Genomic DNA, 25,380 nt, shown 5'->3' with positions numbered 1-25,380 from the left:
TGCCCCGCCTGGGAGTTACCCAGCACCGTGCCCTGTGGAGTCCGGACTTTCCTCGATGCGGCGCCTGAGCGCCACGCCGCGGCCGCCCGGCGAACTCGTCGACAGTATGACGCTCAACCGCGGCGGAGGCCAGCGGTGTTCCCTAACGGTGAGGGTTCTCGACGAGCACGGCGGCGGCGGTTCCCATGAGGAGAGCCACCAGCGCCCCGAAGGCGAGGGCGGCGACGCCAGGATCCTCGCCGGCGGCGATGGAGGTGACACCGACGACGAAGTAGAGGATGAGGCCGGCGAGACCGCCGTTGAGGGGTCGAGCCCTGGTGGCGACACGGCCGGCGACGTGGCCAGCGAGGAATTGGGCGCCGAAGGCGAGCAGGATGAGGATGGTCTGGCCGCCCACGGTGTCGGTGTCGGCGGTGCCCAGGACAAGCAGCACCCCTGCCGACAGGGCCAGCCCGCCGACACCTGCCACGGTTCCGACCAGGACCGCCCCCCAGTGGAGCAGCTCAGTCGCCCTCGAGATGCTCTTCGAGGGCCGCCACCCACCCGGTGGGGAGCTTCCAATGGCGGCCCCCGCTCACCATCAACCGTACGTGATCCCGTTCGGGCCGGTACTCACCATTGTGGCCCTTGCGGCTCACGTGGGTTATCACGTCGTGACGGCGACCCGCTCGATCCATCGCCTGCGTGGGTGCCGGGATGCGGCCTTCTCCCGCTTCCCGCTCGTCGATCGCAGCCAGTTGATCGACGGGAACCCTGAAGACCGCGCCCCAGACGGTGTTGCCGGGGAGGGGGCGGACCGATGGGAGTCCGCCTCTGCCGTTCTTGATGGTGTACTCCAGCTTCCATTCGGGTAGATGAGCGATGAACTCGAAGGACGCTGCAGGCGCGATCTCCCCGAGACGACCGGGGTCGATGTTGGCGTCGTAGGCGAAGTAGAGGCGCGTCATACCCATCACATTGGAGCGGGAGCGCGATTGTAAACGGTCCTCCGGCAAGGTGAGGGAACCAATTGAGGCGTCAGCGTCGTCATATGACATGGAAGCCGTATACCTGAGAGCCAAATGAGAACTTCCAGCACTCCCGTGGATCTGTTGGTGCTCGATCTCGACGAGCGACCCTGGGCGGCCTACGCCGCCTGTCGTGACGCCGACCCCGAGAATTTCTTTAGTTCGGTCGAGGCCGACATTGCGAAAGCAGTGAAGATCTGCCGGGGGTGCCCGGTGCGCGAAGAGTGCCTCGACTGGGCACTCGAGACCCGGGTGCGGTATGGGATCTGGGGCAGCACCACCGAGCGTGAGCGCCGGCGGATGCTCCGTATCTCTGCCTGAGGCCGAGGCGGTCCCGCGGCTGCTGTAATGAGCGCATGGGAAACAGCGCGGGCGGTACCGATCCGAAGGACTTTCTCGGCATCGACGACCTCCTCGACGACGAGGAGACCCTCCTTCGTGACACCGTTCGCCATTTCGTCTCCGATCGAATCCTTCCCGGGGTAGGGGATTGGTTCGAGGCTGGCACCTTCCCCAAGGAGCTGGCCAAGGAGATGGGTGCCCTCGGCCTGCTCGGCATGCATCTCGAGGGTTACGGATGCGCCGGGACCAGCGCGGTCGCCTATGGCCTGGCGTGCACCGAGCTCGAGTACGGCGACTCCGGGGCCCGTTCGTTCGTGAGCGTCCAGGGATCGCTGGCGATGTTCCCGATCCACGCCTATGGGTCCGAGGAACAGAAGGAGCAGTGGTTGCCGCAGATGGCTGCTGGCGATGCCATCGGCTGTTTCGGCCTCACTGAGCCTGACGCCGGCAGCGATCCGAGCGCGATGCGGACCCACGCCCGCCGCGACGGCGGGGACTGGGTGCTCAGCGGCACCAAGATGTGGATCACCAACGGGGGCATCGCCGATGTGTCCGTGGTGTGGGCCAAGACCGACGACGGGGTCCGCGGCTTCCTGGTGCCCCGCGACACGCCCGGCTTCAGCACTGTCGACGTCCACCAGAAGCTCTCGCTCCGAGCCTCGGTCACCTCTTCGCTGATCCTCGACGACGTTCGGCTACCCGATGCCGCGGTGCTGCCAGGAGTCAAGGGAATGCGAGGCCCGCTCTCCTGCCTCAACGAGGCACGGTTCGGGATCCTCTTCGGGGTGATGGGGGCGGCGCGGGCCTGCTACGAGTCGGCCCTCGACTACGCCAAGGAGCGGGTGATGTTCGATCGGCCTATTGGCTCCTTCCAGCTCATCCAGCAGCAACTGGTCGACATGATGGTGGCCGTCAATCGGGGGATGCTGGTGGCCCTCCACATCGGGAGGAAGAAGGACGACGGGAGCCTCGACCCGGTGCAGGTCTCTTTCGGCAAACTCGACAACGTGCGCAACGCCCTCGAAGTGGCGAGGACGGCGCGCGGCGTGCTCGGCGCCAACGGGATCACCCTGGAGTACCCGGTCATTCGTCACATGAACAACCTCGAGTCGGTCTACACCTACGAGGGCACGAACGAGATCCACACGCTGATCCTGGGGCAGGCGATCACCGGTTTCAACGCGTTCTCGTGATCGTGTCGGGATGGGGTAGTACCTTGCCCACCTCTCGACGAAGGAACGCATGAGCAAATCGGGTTTCGTATCTGTGCCGGGTGGATCGTTGTATTACGAGGAGGACGGCGCCGGGCCTGCCGTGGTCCTCATTCATGCCGGGGTCGCCAACCTGAGGATGTGGGATCCGTTGGTGGCCTCACTGTCGGACCGGTATCGCCTGATCCGCTACGACACCCGTGGCTTCGGCAGCACAGAGTCGGAGCACGCCGAGTTCAGCAACCGCGCCGACATGGTCGCGGTGCTCGATCACATCGGGGTGGACAAGGCCACGGTCGTCGGCGCCTCCCGCGGCGGGATGATCGCCCTCGATTCGGTCATCGAGTATCCGGACCGGTTCAAAGGCCTGGTGGTGGTCGCCGGGGGAGTCGGTGGCTACCAGCCCCCCGACGTCGAAGAGGACGAGGCCTTGTGGAAGGAGGCGGAGAGAATGGAGGAGGCGAAAGAGTGGGACGCCCTCTCCGACTTCGAGACCCGCTTCTGGTGCGACGGGCCTGGACAGCCCACCGACCGGGTCGATCCGGCGATCAGGGAGAAGGTCCACGGATGGATCCTCGACAACTACCGCGCCGAAAGGGAGGGGGGCGTCCCCCAGGTGCTCACCCCACCGGCGGTGGGGAGGCTCGGGGAGGTGGCGGTCCCGGTGCTGGTGGTGATCGGAGAGTTCGACGAGCCCTTCGCGAATGCTTCGTGTCGCCACCTCGCCGAAACGGTGGGGCGACCCTGGTGGAGTACCCCGCCGCCCACATGCTCACCCTGGAGCACCCGGAGCGGTTCGCGGGCGACCTGAGCGAATTCCTGGCGCGAGTGCACGGGTGAGAGGGGAACCCCGGGCTCACGGACGGCGTTGGTCTCTCATGCGACGAGTGACCGGTTTGGTGGCGGTGGCGCTGGTGTTCGCCGCGTGTTCCACCCCCACCAGCACGGAACCGACTGCAGCCGAGACCACCGCGGCCGGGGGCGTGACCACCACTGCGGCTCCCACAACGACCGGTGCCTCGGGTTCCACGGTGCCGGGAGCCGTGACCACCACCAGCCGGGTGGCGCCCGACGGCGAGGCCGCCCCCGACTTCACTCTCGCCCTCGGTGAGGGTGGCGAGTTCACTCTCAGCGACGAGCAGAAGCCCGTCTACATGGTGTTTTGGGCCGAGTGGTGAAGCGTGTGCCGACGGGAGCTCCCCGTCGTCGATGCGGTCGCATCGGATTACCAGGGTCAGGTAACTTTCCTCGCCGTTGCCGGTAGGTCGTCGGAGGAGGCTTCACGGGTACGGGTGGGCGATTGGTTCTCGCCTGATCGAATTCTCTGGGGCTATGACGACTCCCTATGGGACCTCTATCTGGTGCCCTACCAGCCGATCACCTTCCTGATCTCCAGCGACGACGTGATCGTCGACATGTGGTTCGGCGCCCTGTCCGAAGCCGAGCTGCGGATACGCATCGATGCCCTGGTGGCGGTGGGTTAGAGGGGCGGGAGCTCCTACTCGGAGACGGGCCGAATGACCTCGGCGAAGAATGTTCCGTCGTACTCGCAGTCAGGGGGCGGGTTGCCAGGAGTGCTGTCGCTGGCAAAACCATCGAGCGCGACGGTGTCCCCTGATCTGACCACTGCCTCGGTGAATAATGCCTCCCAGCGGCTCATATGGATGGTGTGGTCATCGAGCAATGAGACCGTTCCGGCGGGCCAGACGACGAGCAGCTCACGCTCTCCGGAGCCGACGGTGGTACAAGCCCCGTCGATGGTGATCGTGGTCGAGTTGATACCTATCGCTGGAATTCCTTCCAACACCTCGACCGGGCGAGTAGTCAGCCCGTGCCCAACCGGCGCATCAAGGGCACCGAGAAGAATCAGCTGCTCGTCGTAGACGCAGCTCGAGGGCATCGGCTCGGCCAGCTCTCCATCGACTGCATCGAACGGGATCCCTCGGAATTGGTAGCGGGCGCCAGATGACAAGACCAGAGTCGGGGTAGCCGGATCGATGTCCTCGAAGTGGAGTTCGACTCCCTGCACCCACACGTACCGTTCCCCCCGTGTCGGCGGCTCGAGCGGGAGATTGAATACCAGGAGTGTCGCCGTGTCGCCCGTTTCGGCGGTCACGCAAGACCCGTCGACGCGGAGCACAGCGTCCTCGACGACTCGGATCGGGAGAGGGAATGTGTCGATCAATGCCGCCTGCGTCGACGAACCGACCATCGGTGGGTCGACTGCCAGCGAAGCGGTAGTCGTTGACGTCGTGGCGGCAATGGTGGGCACTGTCGAGGAGGGGACGGTCGTGGACGGCTCGGCGCCGGTTCCGGAACAAGCCGCGACGACGCTCAGGATTGCGACGACTGCCAGCATCTGCCTAGCCATCGGGCAATCGTACGCCCCGTTGGACATTGTGGTTCAGTCGTCGATTGGCTCGACGCCCATTTGCGAGAGCCGCTCGAGGCCGTCCCTCATGGCTTTCGTCGGGTTGCCGCGTAACTTCTGGTCGGTCAGATCGCATCGACGCGCTGGTAGAGGTGGGGTAGGACTAGGTCGCCCTCCGAGGGCCTTCTACTCGGATGCGGGCCGAATGACGTCGGCGACGAAGGTCCCGTCGTACTCGCAGTCAGGGAGTGGGTCGTCGGGAGTGCGGTCGCTCCCCGCACCAAAGAGCGCGACGGTGTCGCCCATTTTTAGAGCCGCTCGAGGCCGTTCTTCATGGCTTTTAGCGCTTCGGGGGAATGCCCTTCCCAATTGGTGTGCTCGCCGATGACGCGCAGCGATTCCTGGGAGCGGTAGGACTTCGTCGGGTTGCCCCGAAACTTCTGGTCGGTCAGATCGCATCGACGCGCTGGTAGAGGTGGGGTAGGACTCGGTCGCACTCCGAGAACCTCCTACTCGGATACGGGCCGAATGACCTGGGCGGAGAATGTTCCGTCGTACTCGCAGTCAGGGGGTGGGTCGTCAGGAGTGCCGTCGCTGGAACCACCAGAGATGCTGACGGTGTCGCCTGATCTGACTACCACCTCGGTGAGTGCCTCCCAGCGGCTCATGTGGATGGTGTGGTCGTCCAGAAGCGAGACGGTTCCCGCCGGCCAGACGACGAGCAGCTGATGCTCTCCGGAACCGACGGTGGTACAAGCCCCGGCGATGGTGATCGTGGTCGAGTTGATACCTATCGCTGGAATTCCTTCCAACACCTCGACCGGGCGAGTAGTCAGCCCGTGCCCAACCGGCGCATCAAGGGCACCGAGAAGAATCAGCTGCTCGTCGTAGACGCAGCTCGGGGGCATCGGCTCGGCCAGCTCTCCATCGACTGCATCGAAGGGGATGCCTCGGAATTGGTAGCGGGCGCCAGATGACAAGACCTGAGTCGGGGTAGGTGGAACGACGTCTCCGAAGTGGACCTCGACGCCTTGCACCCACACGTACCGCCCTCCCCCTGGCGGCGGCTCGACCGGGAGATCGAAGACCAGAAGAATCGCCGTGTCGCCCGTTTCGGCGGTCACGCAAGACCCGTCGACGCGGAGGACAGCGTCCTCGACGACTCGGATCTGTGGGTTAAATGGCTCGTTCACCGAACCGAGGAGCGGTGGGTTCACCGGAGCGGTAGTCGACGACGTCGTAACAGTCGGCGCCGTTGAGGAGGCGGCGGTCGTGGACGGCTCGGTGCCGCTCCCGGAACAGGCCGCCGCGACGATCAGGATTCCGACCGCTGCCAGCATCTGCCTAGGCATCGGACAATCGTACGACACACGTGGGGTTGTGGTTCAGTCGTCGATTGGCTCGACGCCCATTTGTGAAAGCCGCTCGAGGCCGTCCTTCATGGCTTTCACCGCATCGGGCAATTCCCGTCCCAATCGGTGTGCTCGCCGATGACGCGCAGCGATTCCTGGGAGCGGTAGGACTTCGTCGGATTGCCCCGGAACTTCTGGTCCGTGAGATTGGGGTCGTCCATGATCGGGCCGGTCGGTTCCACCACGTAGACCCTTCCGGGTCCGTCGGCGAGGGCCAGTTCCGCTCCCCAGATGGACGCATCCACGGTGCCGGTCAGATAGACGTATTTCGTCACCCGATCCTTTTCGCCAAAGTTGGGGGCGTAGCCGGGTTCGATCAGGTCGCCGACCTTCAGGTCAGCCTTCGTACCGTGGTACAACCGCCGTGGCCGCCCCTTCGAGTTTGTGCATTCGCCAGTGACCCGCAGCGGGTCCTGAGTGCGGAACCACTTCGTCGCAACCGGATACTGAGGTGCGGCCGCATCGGCGGCTTCGTCGAGGCGCCCGGTCGGCTCTACCTCGTAGATCCTGCCGGGACCGTCGCCGGGTGCCAGCTCACCTTGCCAGGATGCGCCATCCAAGGTGCTGGTCACATAGACGTGGCCGATTTCTGGGGAAAGATCAGGCTCGACGAGGTCGCCGAGCTTCAGATCGTCCTTGGTGCCCAGGTAGTACCGCACCACTTCGAGGCTAGGAGGTCGGAGTGGCTAGAAGACCTTCGGACGGCGGCGGTGGCGTTCCCATTCATCGTTTTGTGTCACACATGGGTCGTACCTTGTCTGAATGACGACGACTGCGGATCGGCCGCTTGCCGATTTCGAAGGTGAAGGTTTCTCGCTGTGGGGTGCTCCTGTCGGTGGGCTGGTGGGGGCTCATGGGCGGGTGGTCCGGGCGGAGGCTGAGCGGCTTGCCTGGATTGGTGAGCTGGTGGCCTCCGGGGCGTATGCCGAGGCGGGGTATTTGGCGCCGTTGAATCTGTTGGTGGATCGGTTGGGGGTTTCGGTGGGGATGGCGCAGCGGTGGATTTCTTTGGCGCGGTCTTTGGCGGAGATGCCGGTGGTGCGGGGGGCGTTTGGTCGTGGTGAGTTGGATGAGCCGCGGGTGCGGTTGTTGGCTGCGGCCCGGGAAGCCAACCCGGTGCTCTTCGCCGAGGCGGAGCAGGTCCTGGTGGATTCGTTTTCGGGTTTGTCGATGGCGGAGTTCCGGGAGGGAGTGGATCTGTGGCGTCAGAACGCTGATCTCGACGCCGCCGAAGCCGATGCGGAGCATTTGCGGCAGCGGCGGTTTCTGAATGTGTCGCCGATGTTGGATGGGTTGGTGCGGGTGGATGGTCAGTTGGATCCGGTGGCGGGCGAGACGGTGCTCACTGCGTTGCGGTCGATCGCCGATCCCCAACAGCTCGACCCCACTGACACCAGGTCTCCGGGTCAGCGCCGCGCCGATGCGTTGACTCAGTTGTGTGCGGATCATCTCGCCGACGGCGATTCTCCGATCTCAGGTGGTTTCCGTCCCCAGGTGACGGTGGTGGCTCCGTTGGCGGCGCTTCAGGGTCTCAGCGGGGGAGGCCATCTCGAGGATTGTGGGGTGATCAGTCCCGAGACGCTGCGTCGGATCGCCTGCGACGCGGCGATCACCCGCCTGGTGGTCGATCCCGACGGGATGCCGTTGGATGTGGGGCGGACCACCCGGGTGATCCCCCCGTGGATCCGTGTCGCTCTCAACGCCCGGGACCAGGGTTGTGTGATCCCTGGATGCCAGTCCCGGCCACGCTATTGCGACGCTCATCATGTGGTCCATTGGCTCCACGGTGGCGACACCAAGACGGAGAACCTCTGCCTGCTGTGTGCTCACCACCACACGATGGTCCATGAAGGCAAGACCCGACTACCCGACCATGTCCTTGAAAGAGCCGGCCGATTACCCAGCCGGGACTGAGCCCGGGGCGGGCATTACCCTTCCGCCCCCTCTCGATGGTGGCCAGTGGAGCGCATTTCGGTGATCGGTTCGAGCGGGTCGGGGAAGACGACGGTGGCGCGCGCCGTCGCGGACGCGCTCGGCCTGACCTACGTGGAACTGGACTCACTGTTCCATCTGCCTGGCTGGCAGCAGAAGCCCGACCCTGAATTCCGTGAGGAGGTCGCACGGCTGGTAGCCGGTGACCGGTGGGTGGTCGACGGTAACTACACCAGTCACGGCGTGGCCGACATCGTGTGGCCCCGGGCCGACGCGGTGGTCTGGCTCGACCCCTCCCGCCCGGTGGTCATGCGCCGGGTGGTCGGCCGAACCCTGCGCCGGGTGGCCACGCGCGAGGAGCTGTGGAACGGCAACCGCGAGCCGTGGACTAACCTCTACAGCCGCGATCCCTACAAGAACATCATCGTGTGGGCGTGGACCCGGTTCGAGGGGACCAGGGAGAAGTATGAGGGACGGCTCGTCGACGGCACTTGGGATCATCTGCAGGTGGTCCGGTTGCGTACGGCCGGGCAGACGAAGGCGTTCCTCGCTGGCCTGACGGACCGGCCACCGGCCGGTTAGGGGCTCGCGGCCACTTAGGCCTCCGTCAACGATCGCGCCCGCCGCCGACTAGGTTGTCCCGCCGGGCGGTCGCGGGCTGCGGCGCCCAGGCCGTCTGCATGCACATCGGGGGCGCGATGAGCCGGGTCAGTGACGAGGAATTGTTGAATTGGTCGGGTCACGTCCCGGACACCGTCGACGTGAACGGCGAACGGTGGGTGGTCAAGCCCGATGGTCGTAGGGAGCTGCTGGGCTACCTGTTGGGGGCCGGCATGGTGAACGTTGCCGAGGTGCGGCTCGCCCCGAAGTCTCCGGGCCCGCGGATGGGGCTGGTGCGCCTCGCCGAGAATTACACCCTGGAAGATCTGCCGGTGCAGGACCTCGACGAGGCGGTGGCCTCCGAACTGGCGTTCTCGCTGTGGATTCGGCGTCGTGACACCCATGGATTCAACCGTGCCTACATCGAAGGGGTGCCGTTGTTCTTCGACCACGGGTCGGCCTTCGAATATGCAGGGCTGCGGCAGTTTCTCCAATCCGGGCCGGACAACGGCTACGTGCCCTCTTGGAGGGTGATCCGGTGGGAAGCCGATCCCACGACGTTGGAAGTGCGAAGGCACAACGATGCGACCTGCGAGGCAATCCATCCCGTGGCCGACCGGGAGCGCTTCTTCGAACGCCTCGGCGGTTGGGTCGACCGACTCCGCGACCTCTCGAGGCGAACCATCGCAGAGGCGGTCGACGGCGCCGGACTCGGCCGGGCCCGGGCCGACGAAATGATTCGGTTCTTGGTCCGTTCGCAGGGCAAGTTGCCGGCGGCGCTCCGGCGGACCCGTCGATTGCTCGAACGCGCCTGAGGGCCGCCCGCTACGGAGCCGGCTGTACTTCGCCGGTCTCCTGGCTGTCGACCGATTCGCCGAGCAGGATCGCCTCGAGGGTCGAGGTGAGGAGGGGCCCATCTACCGGCCCGGTGACCTTGGCCACCACGATGCCGCTGGGGTCGACGAAGAACGTCTCAGGGACGCCGCGGACGCCGAACGAGATCGCGGCGCGCGAGCCGGGGTCCATGGCCGCGGGGTATCCCCGTCCCAACTCGTCGAGAAAGCGATTCACATCCCCGACATCGGACTGGTAGACGACGCCCAGCACCTGGACATCGGCCGAAGCGAATGCCTCCGCCGCGGCGATCAGGACCGCATGCTCCGCACGGCACGGCACGCACCATGGGGCCCAGAAGTTGACCACCACGATCTTCCCCTCCAGCGAGCGGAGTGCGATCGGAGCGTCGTCGTCGATGTTGGTGATGGTCACATCGGGCACCGGCTTGCCGATCAGGGGTGAGTCCGAAAGCAGCGGATCCGATCCGAATCGGGGCAGAAAGATCAGCATCAGGGCCACGACGACGAGGCCAAGCACCGTGAAGGCGATCCAGCGAAATCGGGGGCTCACGACTCGGCCTCCTCGATCATTTGCTCAGCATCGGCGATGATGTCGTCCGGCGTGTCGGGGGAGGCGATCACGGCTTCGAGCAGCGGAATCGCGCCGGCAGTGTCGCCGAGGCCGAAGTAGCGGACGTTGGCGAGGAACCACTGGGCGAGGACATTGCCCGGCCGCAGCTCCAGGCTGTGCTCGAGAAGTGACTCCCCGGTGACGGGGTCACCCGACAGGTAGGTCATCCACCCCAGGTACATCAACGCCTCGGGCTCAGGTTCTCTCTCGAGGATGTACAGGTAGTGGGGGAGGGCCGCCGAGAACTCGCCCGCCTCGACATATCGGCGGGCCAGCGCCAGGCGCATCGGAACCACGTCCGGGTTGGCGGCGACGACCTCCTCCAACTCCTCGTTGGTGACGTTGGCAAGGTCGATGCCGCCGGCCGTCGTTGTCGGGCTGGAGTTCACTGCCCCCGCCAGCCCGATCACCGCAGCGGTGGCAGCAACCGTGAATGCGGCGAGGCCGATGGCGATCCGCTGCGGCGAGCGTCCCCGGGGGCGCTCGGCCCGCGCCATCTCGAGTGCGGCGAGGGTGTCGGCGAGCGCCACCTCGGATCGGCGGCGGAGCTCCTCCCCGGTGGCACGGTCGAGTTCCTCGAGGGCGATCTGGCCGTCTATCGCCCGCAGATCGGCGACGATCCTGTCGCGGCGCTCCTCGAGTAGCCGTACCTCGGGCCCGGTCATCTCTCGGCTCCGCGAACGGCCGCCTCGACCGCGCGGCGCTCTTCCTCGGTGAGCTCACGGGTCGATCGCTTGGCGCGGCGTCCGATGATCACCAGGACACCGGCGGCCGCCACCACCAGCGGGGCGATCCACAGGAGGGCGGTGCGTCCTCCTGTGGGCGGGTCGAGCAGTACCTGCTCACCGTAGGTGGCGACGAAGAAGTCGATCACCTCCTGATCCGTCCAGCCGTCGGCGACCTGCTCGGCGATCAGGTCCTGGAGGTCCCGGGCGAGATCGGTGGGGGAGTCGGCGATGGTCTCTGAATCGCACACCGGGCACTTGAGGCGAGCCGCGAGTGCATGGGCGCGATCTCGAGGCGACGGCTCGTCGGTGGCCAGCACCGCGCCGATGGTGGCCAGCGAGGCGCCGATGACGGCGAGAGCGATCCAGGTGCGAGCCCGCTCAGACACCAGAAACCTCTGCGGGTCTGAGGTCGCGGGTACGGCGCTTGGCAGTGAAGGACCAGGCACCGCCGGCCACCACCACCAGGCCTCCGAGCCAGAGCATCCACATCAAGGGAAAGCGCATCGCGTCAATGGTGACCGCGCTGGTGCCCTGTTCGATGCGCACCAGGCTGAGGTAGACGTCCTCGCGCAGCCCGGTGTGGACCGCCGGCGTCGGAATCGCCTGCACCTGGTTGTCGTACTGGTTGAGGCGGGGGTGAAGGGTGGCGAGGTGGCGAGTGCCCCGGTAGAGCTCGAATTCGGCGCCGATGACAACGCGATTCGATTCTTCCCGCGCGAACGGGGCGACATAGGTGAGCGTGTACCCATCGAAGGGTGCCGACTCGCCTGCCGAGAGGGTGATCTCGGTACGGGTGTCGAAAGACGACGAGAAGGAGATGGCCACTGCCACGAGCGCCACTCCGGTGTGGGCGATCATCCCGCCCCAGAAGCCCGGATCGGCGCGGAACAGTCCACCGAGCGAACGCAGGTAGCCGTGGGGGCGCGCCTTGGCGGACACGTGGGCATTGCGGACGATGGCCGCCACCACCAGGGTCGCCAGGGCCACCGTGAGCAGGGCGGTGACCGAGCGCAGCCCCAAGAGGACCACCGCCGCCGACACCACCGCGGTCACCTGAAGCGGGCTTCGCAATCGGTGCCACACAACGCTCGCCCGGGCAGCCCGGTAAGGGACGATCGGCCCGATGCCCATCGCAAACAGCAACACCAGGCCGATGGGGATCGCGGTGCGGTCGAACCACGGCGGACCCACCGAGACCCGATCCCCGGTGAACGCCTCGAGGATCATGGGATAGATCGTCCCCAGCAGCACGACGAAGGCGAACAGGGTGAGCAGCAGGTTGTTGAGCAGGAAGGCCCCTTCGCGGCTGGCGAGCGAGTCGAGGCGCGGGGTAGATGCCACCAGGTGACCCCGGGCGGCAAAGAGGCCGAATCCACCGATCAGGATCACGATCAGAAAGCCCAGCAGGGCAGGCCCGACGGCAGATTGGGTGAAGGAGTGCACTGACGCCACCACCCCCGATCGGGTGAGGAACGTGCCGAGGATGGTGAGGGCGAACGTCCCGATCACCAGGGCGACGTTCCACGCCTGGAGCATGCCCCGCCGGCGCTGGACGACCGCGGAGTGGATGAAGGCGGTCGCCGTCAGCCAGGGGAGGAATGACGCGTTCTCCACCGGGTCCCACGCCCAATAACCGCCCCACCCCAGCACCTCATAAGACCACCAGGCGCCGAGCACGACGCCGAGCGTGAGAAACGACCAGGCGACCAGCGCCCAGCGGCGAGTCCGTTCCAGCCACGCGGTGGTCCCGTCGCCGGCGGCGAGGGCGGCGATGGCGAAGGCGAACGGCACGGTCATGCCGACGTACCCCATGTAGAGCATGGGCGGATGGATCGCCATCAGGATGTGGTTCTGGAGCAGAGGGTTGGCGCCGAGTCCGTCGGCCGGAACCACCGCCAACGTCGTGAACGGGTTGGCCGCCGACGCCATCAGCCCGAAGAAGAAGATCGCCACTGCCCCGATCACGGCGAGAGCGGTGGCACCAATCGGATCGTCGTCCTCGAGGCTGCGAAACACCCAGACGGCGTACCCGGCCAGGACCAGGCCCCAGAGCACGATGCTTCCCTCGAGGGCGGCCCAGGCGGAGGCAATGGTGAACAGCAGGGGCGTCCCCCGGGCGTGGTTGCGGGCGACGTATTCGATCGAGAAGTCGTCGGTGAGCAACGCCAACTCGAGCGCACCCATGGCGATGACGGCGCCGCCGATGAGGCCCCACACTGGGAACCGCAGCCGGTCTGCGGCTCCGGCGCCGCCATCCAGATACGACCTGACACCCTGCACGACCAGAGCGACCGCCGAAGCGAGCGCGACCAGCACTCCGGCGTAGCCGACAAGGGCGATCACGGGCTGGGGAATCTCGAGTCGGGGGTGTACACGCCTCCGTCCTCGGTGCGGTATTGCTCGTCGTGCTTGATGATCATGGAGTCGGAGTGAAACGTGGATCCGTCCCACGTCCCCTCGACCACCACCCCGATGCCTTCACGGAACAGTTGCTGCGGAGCCCCACGATGATCCACCTCCAGGGTCACCACCCCGTCGGTGACCTCGAATTGGACGCCGGTGGCGTCGGCTGCGATCGAGCCCGGCACCACCTGGCCGCCGAGGCGAAAGCGACCTTTTCCCACCGGGTCGGTCTCGTCGACGACTTCCGAAGTCGTCCGGTAGTACACGAGGTCGGCGCCGATGTTGGCGACGAGGAATCCCGTCAGCACCGCCACCAGCCCCAATCCCGCCACGATGAACCAGCGATACCGCCTCATCGCTCGTCCAGGTAGCGGCGCACACGCCGGGCCCGGACCACGATCGAAGCGAGGTACAGCGCCAGCGTGGAGTACACGACCGAGTACGCGAAGGCCACCCAGCCCCAGTCGCTCATCGCTGTTCCCCGGTCATCGGAGCCGAAACCGCCGCCCCGGCGACGGACTCGTCGAAGCCTCCGGTCGTGAGCAGTCGGTCCTCGGCGGCGGCGAGCTCCACCCGGCGCCGTGTCAGCGCCACGTACAGCACCGTGAACGCCACCACCGCCATCAGCAAAGCGAAGAGGAGCGGCGGATCGATCTGGGGCTCTCCCGGTCGCAGCACCGTGGGTGGCTGGTGAAGGCTGCGCCACCAGATCACCGAGAAGTGCACGAGCGGGATCTGCAGGGCAGCGACGACGCCGAACACCGCCGTTCTCCGACCGCGGATCACCGGGTCGTCCACACTCCGCCGGAGGCCGAGGTACGCGAGGTAGACGAAGAACATCGCCGCGGTCAGCACGAGTCGGGCGTCCCAGGTCCACCACACGCCCCAGACCGGCTTGCCCCAGATCATCCCGGTGGCGAGGGCGAGACCGGTGAACACCACGCCGACCTCCGCCGAGGCCCCGGCGCGCCGATCCCATTCGAGCCGCTTGGTGACCAGGTGGGCAACGCTGGCGACCAGGGTCACGGCAAAGGCGAGGTACGCCAGCCAGGCAGAGGGCACGTGGACGTACATGATCCGCTGCAGGTCGCCCTGAACGGCGTCCGGAGGCACCACGAGACCGGCAACCAGCGCGGTGAGCATCGTTCCGGCTGCTGCGATTTCGATCGGCCTCAACTCGGAGTCCCTTCCAGGGGGCGGGCGGTCAGCACACCGACCAGCGCGAGCACGACGTCGACCAGTGCCAACACGATGATCCAGCGGAGGATACCGACCCCAAGCCGCAAGCCTTCCGAGGCCTGGGCGGCGCCGAGAAGAATCGGGATCGCTAGAGGCGCCACCAACAGCGGAGCAAGGGGGCCGCGGCCCTCCGCCACCGATCCGGCGACGGTACCCAGCATTCCCAGGCCGAGCGCCACCAACGGCAGGACCATCGCCAGCCAACCCCAGCCCACGATGACGGGGTCGTACAGGACGATCATCACCAGCCCGGTGACGATCTGGAAGCCCAGCAGCAGGATGGCGCTGGCAAGCGCGGTGGCGGCGAACCGAGCCGCCGGGTCTACGCCCAGCAGCGACAGGGCATCGCCATGAGCCGGGCTCGCCGCCGCGGTGCGGCGCTGGGTCACGACGATGCCGAACAACAGCACCACTGCCCAGAACAAGCCCGGGCCGATACGGCTGAGCAGCGTGGTCTCGATGCCGACCGCCATCGGGATCACCAGCAGGGCGATCGCCCCGAACGGGACGATCACCGCCATCACTTCGCCGGTGCGCATCTCGTCGCGCAGTTGAAAACGGAAGAGGATCGCAATCTGCCGCAAGATGCTCATCACGCGACCTCCAGCCGGCCGTCGATCAAGGTCGCCGACCGGTCGATCAGCCGCTCGACGCGCTCCCGCTCGTGCGACACCAGGATCACAGCCCCACCGCGATTGGTGACAGCGTCGACGATTCGCTCCATCAGTGCCCCGGCGGCCACGTCGAGCCCCACATGGGCCTCGTCGAGCAGGAGCAGATCTGGCTCGGCGAGCGCCACCCGGGCGAACTCGGCGCGGCGCCTCATGCCGTTGGAGCAAATCGCGGCGCGTCGCCCTGCCGCCCCGGCTAGTCCCACCTCGGCGAGCGCGGGCATCACCCGGCCCGAGGCGCGGCCGCCGAGGGCCGCAAAGAGACGGAGGTTCTCCTCCAGGGAGAGGTTGGCAAGAAGAGCCGGTTCATGGGCGACGAGGGCGACGCGGGGGCGTACCGCCTCCTCCGCGTCCGTGCCGAGGGCGGCGCCGAGCACCGTGCCACCGCCCGCGCTCGGTCGCTCGAGCGTCGCCAGCACCCGCAACAGTGTGGATTTACCCGACCCGTTCGCCCCGAACAACCCGATGACTTCACCGGAAGCGACCTGAAGGTTCACTTCACGCAAGATCAACGCGCCGGAGCGGCGGACACCAACTCCGCGGAGGTCGACGATGTGTTGGTCGGGCATATGGCGAGTGTACGAAGGCGGTACCGCCCCGGTGGCGGGCGGGCTCAGGAGGGGGCCGGGCGTCGCAGCCGGCGGGCGCGCACCACCCGATACAGAACGATGCCTACCCCGACGGCGATCCCGGACGCGTACCACCACTCTGGCCCCGTCCCGATCCCGAGCCGCATTGGCTCGGTCGCCAGCCGGATGAGAGCTGCGGCCGCAAGCGTGGCCGCCGCCAGGATTCCCGGAATTGTCACTTGCCGGCGCGCCGCGGCGACCAGCGCGGCGGCAGCGACGAAGGCGAGGGCGGCGTACATCTCGGTCGGGTGCCGCGTCACCATCCCGCCCGTTGCCGTGATTCCCCAGGGCAGGGAGGTGGTGGTCCCGAGGCAGGTGCCTGAGAAGAGGCATCCGAGGTGCCACCCGGCGAGCCCGGCGAGGGCTGCCGGCGCCACCGCGTCGAGGCTCCTCCACAGGTCGCCTCGCCCGCCAAAGGCGAGCCAGGCCAACGCCGCCGACGCGGCGAAACCGGTGTCGACCCCTCCGCGCACGATGAGGACGTCGAGGGGGCGGGTGATCGGATTGGTGCCCGCGAGCGCCATCGCCGCGATCCGTCCGGCGACCAGACCGACCACCGCCGCGGAGATCAGGCGGTCGAACGCGGGCCGCCGTTCCTCCCTCGCCACGGTGAGCCGGAGGACTGCCCAGGCCGACCCGAATGCAACCGCTACCGCGGCCAAGAGCCCGAACTCCATCACCCGCTCCCGGAAAGGAGCAGCTCGTCGATTCCGAGGGCCAGCGTTCGCTCGTCGATCACCCCGTGGTGGACGGAGACCAGGTCACCTCCCGCACGGAAGAAGAAGGTGAGGGGCACCCCCCGCCCGCCGAGATCACCCGGGACGGCGCCGGACTGGTCGAAGTAGTGCTCGAGCGCGGTGAGGCCGAACTCCGCGATGAACGACCGCGCCCCGTCCTGGGTGTCGCGAACGTCGATTCCGACGAACCTGATCTCACCGCCATGTGCGGCCGCGGCCTGGCGGAGCAGAGGAGCCTCCGAGCGGCACGGAATGCACCACGATGCCCAGACATTCACCACCACCGGCCGGTCGGAAGACGCCAGCAGCTCCCGGACCGCGCTCGGCGTGGTCGGCTCGAGTGGGGGCACCTCGCCGGCCGGCACCGACCCCTGGCTGCATGCCCCGATGGCGATGAGTGCGAGAACGGCGAGCGGGGGCGGCTTCACGACCTGTTCGAGTGTACGGAGCCGGCGGAGTCGACCCGGCGGCGCGACACAAGCCCCTGGGGGGCGGTAGCGTCGGCAACAGTGGATACCTCACCGCCGACGATCGACGACGTTCGAGCCGCCGCCGACCGGATCGCCGGCCTCGTGGTGCGCACTCCGCTGGTCGGTTCACCTGACCTCGATGCCCGGGTCGGTCGTCGGGTGCTGCTGAAGCTGGAGACACTGCAGCGCACCGGGTCGTTCAAGTACCGGGGGGCGATGGCCTTTCTCTCGCAGCTGGGGCCGGAGGGTCGGGCCAACGGGGTGGCCGCCTATTCCAGTGGCAACCACGGCCAGGCAGTGGCGGCGGCCGCCGCCCACTACGGCGTCCCGGCGACGATCGTCATGCCGGCCGACGCCCCTGCCGCCAAGACCGAGGGGACCCGGTCCCGAGGCGCCGAGATCGTGTCCTACGACCGGGCCACCGATGACCGGGTCGAAATGACACGTGAGAGGGCAGGACGCACCGGTGCGGTGATCGTCCCCCCGTACGAGCACTCGTGGACCATCGCCGGCCAGGGAACCGCAGGTCTCGAGATCGCCGAACAGTGCCGCGCCCTTGCCGTCGAGGATCCGGTCGTGCTGGTACCCACCGGCGGGGGAGGGCTGACCGCCGGGATCGCCCTGGCCCTCTCCGTCGATCTGCCGCGGGCCGAGGTCTATACGGTTGAGCCGGAAGACTTCGACGACTATGCGCGCTCGCTCGGATCGGGTGAACGGGTCGTCGTTGCCGAAACGGCTGGCTCGATCTGTGACGCCCTGCTGGCGCCCACCCCCGGCGCCATTGGATTCGAGATCAACCGGCGCCTCGTGGCGGGGTCGGCGACCGTCAGCGACTCTGAGGTGCGCGAGGCGATGCGGTTCGCGTTCGAAACGCTGAAGCTGGTGGTCGAGCCCGGGGGGGCGGTCGGATTGGCCCTCGCATTGGCCGGCCGGGCACCAGGTAGCGGCCCCCTGGTGGTGGTGCTTTCCGGCGGCAATGTCGACCCGGCAATGGTGCTCGACCGGGCGTAGCCACCTCCGCGGGTCACACCGCGATGCGCTCCAGCGCTTCGACCGGGTGGACCGGAAGCCCCAGGGGTCCGTCGGCCTCGTCCAATGCGACCCCATCGCTCATCAACCATCGCCACACCAGGTGAGCCTCCTCGGCATCGATCACGGACCGGGCGGCTTCCTCGGTGGGGTGCTCGGTTCGGATCGCGGGAAGGAGGGGGGGACGATCCCCGTCGGGCCAGGCGGCGACCAGGCGGCCCCGCTCGATGAGTGCTCCGCCGTCGGGCCCGGTGGCATGCACCGTCCCGGCCCGCTGCATCGCCGTCCATGCCCGGCGCCGGTCGAGCGCCCGCGCAAGGGCCCGGTGACGGTCGCGCACCCACGCCGCCTCCTCGAAGCGGGCCGCGCGGGCGTGATCGGCGATCTTGCGCCCCAATGGCTCGAGCAACAGCGCCGGGTGGCTCTCGACTCCGGCGATCAGGCGTTCGACCACCGGGGCGTATTCGGCTGCGGTGAGCGACCCATCGCAGGGGCACAGTGCGGCGCCGAGTTGGGCGAACGCACATGGCGCGCTGCGGCTGCCCGGCGGGTTGGAGCACCGCCGTATCGGGAGCGCATCCCAGATCGCCTCGATCACCGCCCGGGCCGACGCGGTGCCGCGGAAGGGTCCGAGATGAAGCAGGGCATCAGGGGCAACCGTGCGAGCGAGGGAAAGGCGGGGAAAGGGGCCGGAAGTCAGCCGCACCCAGTGAGACGACTTCGGTGGTTTCGACTTCCGGTTGTGGCGCGGGCAGTGGGCGGCGATGAGGCGAAGCTCAGTCACCTCCGCCTCCAACTCCGTGGAGCAAACCCGGTGGTCGATCGAGTCGAGTTCCCGCAGCAACTGCTCGATCGACCGGCGGGTGTCCCCGTAGAAGTAAGAGCGGACCCGTGTGCGCAGGTCCTTCGCCTTCCCGATGTAGATGATCTCGCCGCGGCGATCGCGGAACATGTAGACCCCGGGTCGGCGAGGCAACCCCTCGGTGAGTTTGAGCTTGCCGTACGACGCCCGCCCGCGGGCGGTGGGCATCGCCAGGAGATCGTCGAGATGGGTCACCCCGATCGTCCCGGCTCGTTCCAACAGGCTCCACAGGACATGGGCCGTGGCCGCGGCATCTTCGAGCGCCCGGTGGGTGGGGGTGACGGGCGAGCGAAAGTACGCCGCCAGGCTGCCGAGGCGGAAGTCCCTGATCTCCGACTGCACCAAGCGCCGGGCCAGGCTGAGGGTGTCCACCGAGCGGTTGGGCAGCGGACCGTATCCGTGGGCAGTGGCGGCCGCATTCAGGAAGCCGAGGTCGTAGCGGACGTTGTGCCCCACCACCACCGCATCGCCGAGGAACTCGAGGAAGGCGGGGAGCACCTCGGGGAGGCGGGGAGCCTCGATGACCATCGCCTGGGTGATACCGGTCAGCACGGTGATGAACGGGGGGATCGGGCCTCCGGGATTCACCAGTGAGTGGAACGTTCCCTCGCGGATGCCGCCCCGGTAGCGGATCGCGCCGATCTCGGTGATGCCGAGATCGGCGGGGGCGCCACCGGTGGTCTCGAGGTCGAGAACGCAGAAGGGGACCTCGGAGATGGGTGCCCCCAGGTCATCGAACGATCGCTGTATCCCGAGTGCCATCCACAGAGGCTAGGGCGAACACATGTTCGATTCAAGGAAGAGGCCGACGGCCCTTACGACTCGTACTCCTTGTCGGTCACTTTGCGCAGAAGCCACTCGGTGGCCCCGCCGGCGGTGATCGAGAGGTGCACCATCGGGCTGTCGGGTGCCGCCCCGTGCCAGTGGAGCTCTCCCGGTTCGGCGTGGACGGTGTCGCCCGGCCCGGCGGTGACCGTCGCCCCGCCCTCGGCGTGTACCCGGGCGACGCCGGCAACGACATATAGGACCTGCCCGCCGGGATGGCTGTGCCAGTCCGATCGGGCTCCGGGGGCGAACGACACCCCGAGGACGCTCAATCCGTCGGCGTCGGCGGCCGAGTGCATCGGGCCGAACCAAACGTCCCCGGTGAAGTGGTCGGAACCGGCCGGATGCCAATTCACTGACTCGGCAGGCTGGTGGGCCATCAGATGTCGGACCAATCGATGGCGACTTCCTGGTCGTTGTCCCGGTCGACGGCGACCTCGATTTCCATCCCGGGGGCCACCTTTCCGTACAGCCGTTCGGGGACCCGGTGCCCGACCCGCGCCTGGTAGGGCGAGCGTCCGGGCAGCTTTACCTCCAGGTCGAAGACGTAGATGCGATCGTCGCGCCCGGCGTCGGTGGAATCGACCAAGCCGAGGTCGGAGATGTCCCCTGAATCGGTGGCCGACCGGATCACCGCGGTGCCCCGGCGGCCCTTGCGCAGCAACTCGGCGGCACTGCCCACCCCGGCCACCGGCTCTCCCATCTGCTCTGAGATCTCGTCCATCCCTGGACCCACTCCGCCGACAACGCCGGCACCGGGCTGCGGAGCCTGAGTCCAGTCGATCGCCACCACCGACGGATCCTTGGGATCGGCCACCACCTGGACCGTGGAGCCCGGGATGACTGCACCGACGACAAAGCGCGGCGTCCGCTGGCGGATCTCGGCGGTGGCGGGGGAGCCCGGCACGTCGACGTCGAGGCCGAAGATGAGTACCGGGTCGTTGTTGATGGTGACCCCGGTGTCGCCGACGCTGGTGATCGTGGCGGTGCCGCGTTGGCCGCTCGCCATGAAGTCGGGCTGGACCCCCAGCATCTTGCCGAGGCGCCTTCCGAGGCCGCGCATGATCAATGCGGGGAGCAGGAGTGAGAACGCGGTGATGATCAGGGCGCTGCGGCCCTCGCCGTCTACCCAGATCGCCGCCACACCGCAGCCCACTGCCCCCAGCAAGAGCAGGCTTCCGACCAGTCCGAGGGGGTTCATCAGTGCTCCTCTCCGCCCCGATCGGGCAACGCTAGATGCTCCCGCTGACGGACGGCCTCGAACAACAGGATCCCGGCCGCCATCGCCGCGTTGAGGCTGTCGACCGAACCAGGCATGCGGATGACGATGCGGGCATCGGCGTCCTCGAGCCAGGCGTCGCTGAGGCCATACTGCTCGCTGCCCACCACCAGGGCGATCGGGCCGGTGAGATCGACCGAGTGATGGGGCATTGCGCCCAATGGAGTCGCCGCTAGCACCCGCACCCGGTTCGCTCGTAGCTGGTCTATCGCGGATGCGGTGTCGGTGACCGCGATGGGCACGGTGAACAGCGTCCCCAACGACGCCCGTACGACGTTGGGGTTGAACGGGTCGGTGTTCGGGTCTGCCACGATCACCGCGGTCGCTCCAGCGGCGTCGGCCGTACGCAGCATCGTTCCCAGGTTCCCGGGCTTCTCGATTGCTTCGACCACCAGTACCAGAGGGTTGCCCGAGAGATCGATGTCTGAGATGGCAGTCGGGAATTGCCGGGCCACGGCGATCAGGCCCTCGGGCCGGTCGCGGTACGAAGCGCGGGCGAACGCCGCGTCAGCCACGTCGATGATCTCCGTTCCGGTGGCGGCGGCCCGAGCGACGAGCGCCGCCTCGTTGTGCCCCAGGAACAACCCGGGGGCGACATACAGCTCGTCGATGACGATGCCGGCACCGAGAGCACGGGAGAACTCGCGGTACCCCTCGACCAGGAATCTTCCCGACCGATCCCGTTCCCGACGATTTCTCAGCCGCACCAGAGCCTTGATGCGGGGGTTGCTGGGGCTCTTGATCGGATCGGTCACCAACCGCTCCCGCCCGACGAGCCCCCGCCTCCACCGCCGCCCCCGCCTCCGCCGCTGAACCCCCCGCCCCCGCCGAACCCACCGAACGAGGTGCTGCCTGACGACCCCCAGGAGGACCCGCCGGACGACGAGGTGCGGCTGCCGAATCCGCCCCCACCGCCGAACCCACCCCACCACGAGGAACGGTCACCGCTCCACGACCGGTCGTTGTGGATCGGCTCCCAGCCCATCGAGCCGGCCGAACCCCGGGTGATCACCCAGTGGTAGTAGAAGAAGGTGAACGGATCGAAGGAGCCGTAGTCCGGTGGTATCGGGTCGCCGGTCCACGAGTCCGTCTGTCGGGAGGTGCCTTCGTGGGCGAGCTCGGGGGCGAATCTCTCGGCGTCGTCCACGGTCGAGACGGCGAGCTGCTCTCGCTGAGCCGCGTAGGAGAGGGCGAAGGCCCGCGGTCCCCGGGCATCCGACGCCCCGAAGGCGGCGGCCACCTGCGCATAGGAGCCGTCCCCGTCGAGGCCGAGCGCCTCGAGCGCGGCGAGGGCCGCTGCCCAACGCTCCACCGCCCGGCTCGGCTCGAGCGAGATGGCCAGCACCCCGGCGATGGTGCGGCGCGTCTCGCCCCTGATCCCGTGTCCCGCCAATTCGTCCAGGATCGCCTGATACGCCTCAGGCCCGTCGTCGCGGCGCCGCAGCAGAGCCGCGGTGATGGACACCGGTAGCCCCAGCCGGCCGGCTTCCTTCTGGATCCTCCGGATCTCGGCCGGGTCGCGGAGGCCGGCGAGGGCGAACTCGACCGCTGCAGACGGCTCGGCCCCACCATTGCGACGCGCCCGATATGTCCGCACGAACTGCTTCACGTTGCCCTCGTCACGGTTCATCAACAACAGCGCGGCGATGGCAGGCACATCGAGACCGTCGCGCTCGAGCAGGTCGCCTTCATCTTCGAGGGCCGCGCGAACGGCTTCGAACCGGGCAACGGCGGCGTCGACGTCGTCGTCGAGATCGGCCAGCGCCGCCGCCACCGCCGGACGGGCCGTCGAAGCGGGCAGTTCGTCGTACAGCGCCTCGAGACGGGTGGTCTTCTCGGCGGCCACCGCCCGAGCGGCTTCGATCTCCCGCACCGACTCGCTGAGTGTCGCCGCCGGGTCGAGGGCCGGGGCTGCCCGCAGCAGGCGGGCTCCGAAGTCGGTGACGCCGGCCCAGCCCGCAGGCGTCTCGACCAGCGAGTCGACCAGGCTCTCGGCGGTCTTCTGCCGGGCGTATGCCACCCGGTGCGGCCGGAGGGCGTTCACCAGATTCTCGAGCTCGCGCATTCGGGCACGGAATTCGTCGCCGCTTCGCAGGCCCACGGCGAGTGCATCCCGACTCGCTTGCTCCGTCGCCTCCTCGAGAATTTCCTTCTCCTCGGACACCCGCAGTTCGAGGGGTTCCACGGCGTCTGCCAGCAGGCGCTCGCGGTCGACCAATTCGATCGTGCCGGCGTGCCAGATGGCGGCCAAGGCTTCGGGGTCAGCCAATGGTCGCCGGCCTCCGATCGCCATGATCGCTTCGATGGCCCTGCCGGTGGGGACGTCGGGTGCGTTCGGGGACGCCGGCACCGCGTAGTCCCCGAGGGTCGGCAGTTCGTGGCCTGCCGGTTCCAACTTGTCGAGGGCGTCGTCGACGAACGAGGCCCGGCTGATCTTGGTCCGCGAGGCGCGGCTGCTGCGGCCCCGCGCCACCAGTGCCCATCCCGCGCCGACCATGCCGAGCGACGCCAGCACCCGGGCGATGGTGCCGACGAAGCCCGAGCCGCCATCCGGATCTTCCCCGCCCGGCAGCGTGACCCCGCCGCCTTCCAACGCGAGTTCGATTGCCGACAGAATGGCGACCACCCCCGAGTCGAAGTCGTTGGCTGCAAATGACGAGTTGCCGGCGCCAGCGATCGTGTTGAGGTTGGCGATGCGGAGGCCGGAGCCGGTGACGATTTCGGTGCGGCGCTCGGCGAGGGCGATCAGCACCACGATGCCGTCGTCGTCCTCGGCGTCGCCTACTCCCCAGGTGTTCCCTATCCCCGCGGCGAACTCATCTGGCTCGATCGATCCGGTGGTGGCGACGATGACCACGGCGATCTCGTGTCCGTGCTCGGCCACGAGTCGTCCGGCCGCCGCTTCGACGGTCTCGTCGTTGATGATCACACCGGCGGCGTCGGTGACCCACCCCTCGCAGACGATGCCCTGGTACGGGGGGCAGGTCGCCGGCTGGAGCGCAGCGGCCGAACCTGACGCGAGGAGGAGTGATCCAGCGACCAGGCTGCTGAGGGAGGCGCGCATGGCGAGATGATCGCGCATCCGGCGCGGCCCGGGATCATCGGGTAGCGCCCGTGACCTATCGGCCGGCCCTGATGGGGTCGAGGGCAAATGGAGCGGAAGTGTCCCGCCACTCCACCAGGTCGCCGCCGTAGCGTTCGGAGTACTTGTCGAAGACCGCGCGTCGGGCGCGGGCGGCCTCATCGGGATCGTTCACTCGCCGGCCGAGCACCGGATAGACGGTGTCGTCGATCGTGAACTCGGCGGCAGCGTTGGCGTCGAGGTTCCGGCACCAGTCGCTGTTCCCGCCCGATCCCGACAGCAGGTACACCACCCCTCGGTCCACCGCGAACCAGATCTCGATTTCGTGCGGCTGGCCGGAGACGCGACCGATGGTCTGTAGATACCCGTTGGTGGCGTCGGCATGCTGCGGGGTCATGTGCCCACCAGGCGCTCTCCAGCCCGGATCTCAACCGCCAGAGTGCTCCCGGGAGGAGCGAGGGGACATGACCACATTGGAGAGTGCACGCACGACGGGTGATAGGCAAAGTTGAAATCGAGCACCAGCCGGCTGCTCTCGAACCCGAGATCCGCACCCTTGACCGTGTCGATCAGATATCGCCCGCCCCCGTAGGTCTCCGAGCCATTGGTCCGGTCGCGAAACGGCAAGAAGAACCCGTCTCCGTATTCGAGGAGGCGATAGATGGGAAGCGTGGCCTGCCGACCCTCGATCTCGAAGACAGCGATCCCGAACGCGATCGCGTCGGTGGTTCCATTGCCGCTGTGGGGCAGACCGAAGGGTGTCGGCTCGGGGGCGGTGGTGACTTCGGCGAGCACCCGCATCGACGGGGAGTAGTCGAAGTACGGGATTCGGGTGAAGTCTGACCTTTCCGCCACGGGTAGCGGGCTCTGCGGATGGTCGGCGAAGAGCCGGTCTCGCTCGTTGCGCCAGGTCCACCATCCGGCTTGCGGCTCAGAGGATCGCACCGCGCCGTAGAGGTCGGTGACCCTCCGCCTCCAGTCCCACACGTCGATCGAGGAGGTCAGCAGATCGGTCACCGGGCCTGCGCCTCTGAGGCCCCGAGCGCCGACCCGTCCGACCGGGCCTCATGATCGAGGAGATCCG

At 67.7% G+C, this 25,380-nt stretch carries 31 protein-coding genes and 1 pseudogene; 9 read left to right on the top strand and 23 right to left on the bottom strand.

The annotated features are described in order from the left end of the window. Positions 1 to 142: 142 nt before the first annotated feature. Together WD184_08040 and WD184_08035 are read right to left on the bottom strand one after the other, a co-directional pair. On the bottom strand, positions 143 to 469 hold the full coding sequence (locus tag WD184_08040) for a hypothetical protein (GenBank protein ID MEX0826679.1): 327 nt from the start codon (positions 467 to 469) through the stop codon (positions 143 to 145). Between the two features lie 34 nt (positions 470 to 503). Further along, positions 504 to 947 (bottom strand): gamma-glutamylcyclotransferase family protein, encoded by a 444-nt coding sequence (locus WD184_08035; protein MEX0826678.1) that lies wholly within the window; start codon positions 945 to 947, stop codon positions 504 to 506. A gap of 114 nt (positions 948 to 1,061) precedes the next feature. Between WD184_08035 and WD184_08030 the strand changes: the two genes are divergently transcribed. From WD184_08030 to WD184_08010, 5 genes are all read left to right on the top strand, one after another. After that, positions 1,062 to 1,328, top strand: coding sequence for a WhiB family transcriptional regulator (locus WD184_08030; GenBank protein MEX0826677.1), 267 nt, complete (start codon positions 1,062 to 1,064; stop codon positions 1,326 to 1,328). A gap of 35 nt (positions 1,329 to 1,363) precedes the next feature. Further along, a complete protein-coding gene (locus WD184_08025) occupies positions 1,364 to 2,542 on the top strand; it encodes an acyl-CoA dehydrogenase family protein (protein ID MEX0826676.1) in 1,179 nt (392 codons plus the stop codon). A gap of 49 nt (positions 2,543 to 2,591) precedes the next feature. Beyond that, positions 2,592 to 3,371: an alpha/beta hydrolase gene (locus WD184_08020; protein MEX0826675.1), complete on the top strand. Its 780-nt coding sequence runs from the start codon at positions 2,592 to 2,594 to the stop codon at positions 3,369 to 3,371. 67 nt (positions 3,372 to 3,438) lie between these two features. Next, on the top strand, positions 3,439 to 3,738 hold the full coding sequence (locus tag WD184_08015) for a hypothetical protein (protein MEX0826674.1): 300 nt from the start codon (positions 3,439 to 3,441) through the stop codon (positions 3,736 to 3,738). Positions 3,739 to 3,741: 3 nt separating this feature from the next. After that, positions 3,742 to 4,044: a hypothetical protein gene (locus WD184_08010; protein MEX0826673.1), complete on the top strand. Its 303-nt coding sequence runs from the start codon at positions 3,742 to 3,744 to the stop codon at positions 4,042 to 4,044. Between the two features lie 14 nt (positions 4,045 to 4,058). On the opposite strand, the gene WD184_08005 is transcribed toward WD184_08010, so the two are convergent. The 4 genes and pseudogenes from WD184_08005 to arr all read right to left on the bottom strand — a co-directional run bounded on the left by WD184_08005 (position 4,059) and on the right by arr (position 7,002). Next, on the bottom strand, positions 4,059 to 4,931 hold the full coding sequence (locus WD184_08005; protein ID MEX0826672.1) for a hypothetical protein: 873 nt from the start codon (positions 4,929 to 4,931) through the stop codon (positions 4,059 to 4,061). A 308-nt stretch (positions 4,932 to 5,239) separates the two neighbouring features. Further along, a pseudogene (locus tag WD184_08000) lies at positions 5,240 to 5,386 on the bottom strand (NAD(+)--rifampin ADP-ribosyltransferase). A gap of 54 nt (positions 5,387 to 5,440) precedes the next feature. Further along, positions 5,441 to 6,283 carry a hypothetical protein gene (locus WD184_07995; protein ID MEX0826671.1) on the bottom strand — a complete coding sequence of 281 codons (843 nt, stop codon included), beginning with the start codon at positions 6,281 to 6,283 and terminating at the stop codon, positions 5,441 to 5,443. A 95-nt stretch (positions 6,284 to 6,378) separates the two neighbouring features. After that, positions 6,379 to 7,002 carry an NAD(+)--rifampin ADP-ribosyltransferase gene (gene arr / locus WD184_07990; protein MEX0826670.1) on the bottom strand — a complete coding sequence of 208 codons (624 nt, stop codon included), beginning with the start codon at positions 7,000 to 7,002 and terminating at the stop codon, positions 6,379 to 6,381. Between the two features lie 103 nt (positions 7,003 to 7,105). On the opposite strand from arr, the gene WD184_07985 reads away from it, so the two are divergent. From WD184_07985 to WD184_07975, 3 genes are all read left to right on the top strand, one after another. Further along, on the top strand, positions 7,106 to 8,257 hold the full coding sequence (locus tag WD184_07985) for a DUF222 domain-containing protein (protein MEX0826669.1): 1,152 nt from the start codon (positions 7,106 to 7,108) through the stop codon (positions 8,255 to 8,257). 45 nt (positions 8,258 to 8,302) lie between these two features. Then, entirely contained in the window at positions 8,303 to 8,857 is a 555-nt protein-coding gene (locus tag WD184_07980; GenBank protein MEX0826668.1) for an AAA family ATPase, read from the top strand. 116 nt (positions 8,858 to 8,973) lie between these two features. Further along, positions 8,974 to 9,690 (top strand): hypothetical protein, encoded by a 717-nt coding sequence (locus WD184_07975; GenBank protein MEX0826667.1) that lies wholly within the window; start codon positions 8,974 to 8,976, stop codon positions 9,688 to 9,690. A 10-nt stretch (positions 9,691 to 9,700) separates the two neighbouring features. Here the strand turns inward: WD184_07975 and WD184_07970 are convergent, their stop codons facing one another. From WD184_07970 to WD184_07925, 10 genes are all read right to left on the bottom strand, one after another. Continuing rightward, complete coding sequence (locus tag WD184_07970) at positions 9,701 to 10,282, bottom strand: redoxin domain-containing protein (protein ID MEX0826666.1); 582 nt, start codon at positions 10,280 to 10,282, stop codon at positions 9,701 to 9,703. After that, the gene (locus WD184_07965; GenBank protein MEX0826665.1) at positions 10,279 to 11,007 is read right to left on the bottom strand and encodes a hypothetical protein; all 729 of its coding nucleotides are present in this window, start codon (positions 11,005 to 11,007) and stop codon (positions 10,279 to 10,281) included. The genes WD184_07970 and WD184_07965 overlap by 4 nt, the downstream gene beginning before the upstream one ends. Beyond that, positions 11,004 to 11,456: a cytochrome c-type biogenesis protein gene (locus WD184_07960; GenBank protein MEX0826664.1), complete on the bottom strand. Its 453-nt coding sequence runs from the start codon at positions 11,454 to 11,456 to the stop codon at positions 11,004 to 11,006. The genes WD184_07965 and WD184_07960 overlap by 4 nt, the downstream gene beginning before the upstream one ends. Continuing rightward, positions 11,449 to 13,413 (bottom strand): heme lyase CcmF/NrfE family subunit, encoded by a 1,965-nt coding sequence (locus tag WD184_07955; GenBank protein ID MEX0826663.1) that lies wholly within the window; start codon positions 13,411 to 13,413, stop codon positions 11,449 to 11,451. Before WD184_07955 ends, WD184_07960 begins: the two co-directional genes overlap by 8 nt. Then, the gene (locus tag WD184_07950) at positions 13,410 to 13,829 is read right to left on the bottom strand and encodes a cytochrome c maturation protein CcmE (GenBank protein MEX0826662.1); all 420 of its coding nucleotides are present in this window, start codon (positions 13,827 to 13,829) and stop codon (positions 13,410 to 13,412) included. The genes WD184_07955 and WD184_07950 overlap by 4 nt, the downstream gene beginning before the upstream one ends. A 112-nt stretch (positions 13,830 to 13,941) precedes the next feature. Continuing rightward, entirely contained in the window at positions 13,942 to 14,649 is a 708-nt protein-coding gene (gene ccsA / locus WD184_07945) for a cytochrome c biogenesis protein CcsA (GenBank protein MEX0826661.1), read from the bottom strand. Next, positions 14,646 to 15,305 carry a heme exporter protein CcmB gene (locus WD184_07940; GenBank protein ID MEX0826660.1) on the bottom strand — a complete coding sequence of 220 codons (660 nt, stop codon included), beginning with the start codon at positions 15,303 to 15,305 and terminating at the stop codon, positions 14,646 to 14,648. The genes ccsA and WD184_07940 overlap by 4 nt, the downstream gene beginning before the upstream one ends. Further along, positions 15,305 to 15,952, bottom strand: coding sequence for an ABC transporter ATP-binding protein (locus WD184_07935; GenBank protein MEX0826659.1), 648 nt, complete (start codon positions 15,950 to 15,952; stop codon positions 15,305 to 15,307). The genes WD184_07940 and WD184_07935 overlap by 1 nt, the downstream gene beginning before the upstream one ends. A gap of 44 nt (positions 15,953 to 15,996) precedes the next feature. After that, positions 15,997 to 16,689: a prolipoprotein diacylglyceryl transferase family protein gene (locus tag WD184_07930; GenBank protein ID MEX0826658.1), complete on the bottom strand. Its 693-nt coding sequence runs from the start codon at positions 16,687 to 16,689 to the stop codon at positions 15,997 to 15,999. Beyond that, positions 16,689 to 17,177 (bottom strand): thioredoxin domain-containing protein, encoded by a 489-nt coding sequence (locus WD184_07925; protein ID MEX0826657.1) that lies wholly within the window; start codon positions 17,175 to 17,177, stop codon positions 16,689 to 16,691. The genes WD184_07930 and WD184_07925 overlap by 1 nt, the downstream gene beginning before the upstream one ends. Positions 17,178 to 17,258: 81 nt before the next feature. On the opposite strand from WD184_07925, the gene WD184_07920 reads away from it, so the two are divergent. Beyond that, a complete protein-coding gene (locus WD184_07920) occupies positions 17,259 to 18,230 on the top strand; it encodes a threonine/serine dehydratase (GenBank protein ID MEX0826656.1) in 972 nt (323 codons plus the stop codon). A gap of 13 nt (positions 18,231 to 18,243) precedes the next feature. Here WD184_07920 and WD184_07915 read toward each other — a convergent pair whose 3' ends face one another. Genes WD184_07915 through WD184_07885 form a run of 7 tightly spaced genes read right to left on the bottom strand, consistent with a single transcriptional unit; the run spans position 18,244 to position 25,313 of the window. Continuing rightward, on the bottom strand, positions 18,244 to 19,872 hold the full coding sequence (locus tag WD184_07915) for a DEDD exonuclease domain-containing protein (protein MEX0826655.1): 1,629 nt from the start codon (positions 19,870 to 19,872) through the stop codon (positions 18,244 to 18,246). Between the two features lie 53 nt (positions 19,873 to 19,925). Then, on the bottom strand, positions 19,926 to 20,291 hold the full coding sequence (locus WD184_07910) for a cupin domain-containing protein (GenBank protein ID MEX0826654.1): 366 nt from the start codon (positions 20,289 to 20,291) through the stop codon (positions 19,926 to 19,928). Positions 20,292 to 20,314: 23 nt separating this feature from the next. Beyond that, positions 20,315 to 21,136 (bottom strand): hypothetical protein, encoded by an 822-nt coding sequence (locus WD184_07905; GenBank protein MEX0826653.1) that lies wholly within the window; start codon positions 21,134 to 21,136, stop codon positions 20,315 to 20,317. Continuing rightward, positions 21,136 to 21,969, bottom strand: a complete 834-nt coding sequence (locus WD184_07900; GenBank protein MEX0826652.1) for an RNA methyltransferase — start codon at positions 21,967 to 21,969, stop codon at positions 21,136 to 21,138. Before WD184_07900 ends, WD184_07905 begins: the two co-directional genes overlap by 1 nt. Beyond that, on the bottom strand, positions 21,966 to 24,296 hold the full coding sequence (locus WD184_07895) for a TPM domain-containing protein (protein ID MEX0826651.1): 2,331 nt from the start codon (positions 24,294 to 24,296) through the stop codon (positions 21,966 to 21,968). Before WD184_07895 ends, WD184_07900 begins: the two co-directional genes overlap by 4 nt. A gap of 37 nt (positions 24,297 to 24,333) precedes the next feature. Further along, positions 24,334 to 24,693, bottom strand: a complete 360-nt coding sequence (locus WD184_07890) for a nitroreductase/quinone reductase family protein (GenBank protein MEX0826650.1) — start codon at positions 24,691 to 24,693, stop codon at positions 24,334 to 24,336. Next, positions 24,690 to 25,313: a DUF1684 domain-containing protein gene (locus tag WD184_07885; protein MEX0826649.1), complete on the bottom strand. Its 624-nt coding sequence runs from the start codon at positions 25,311 to 25,313 to the stop codon at positions 24,690 to 24,692. The genes WD184_07890 and WD184_07885 overlap by 4 nt, the downstream gene beginning before the upstream one ends. Positions 25,314 to 25,380: the final 67 nt, after the last annotated feature.

This window comes from Acidimicrobiia bacterium (genome assembly GCA_040878325.1).
Lineage (GTDB): Bacteria > Actinomycetota > Acidimicrobiia > Spongiisociales > UBA11373 > JAUYIV01.
This window is presented reverse-complemented; position numbering and strand designations above follow the sequence as displayed.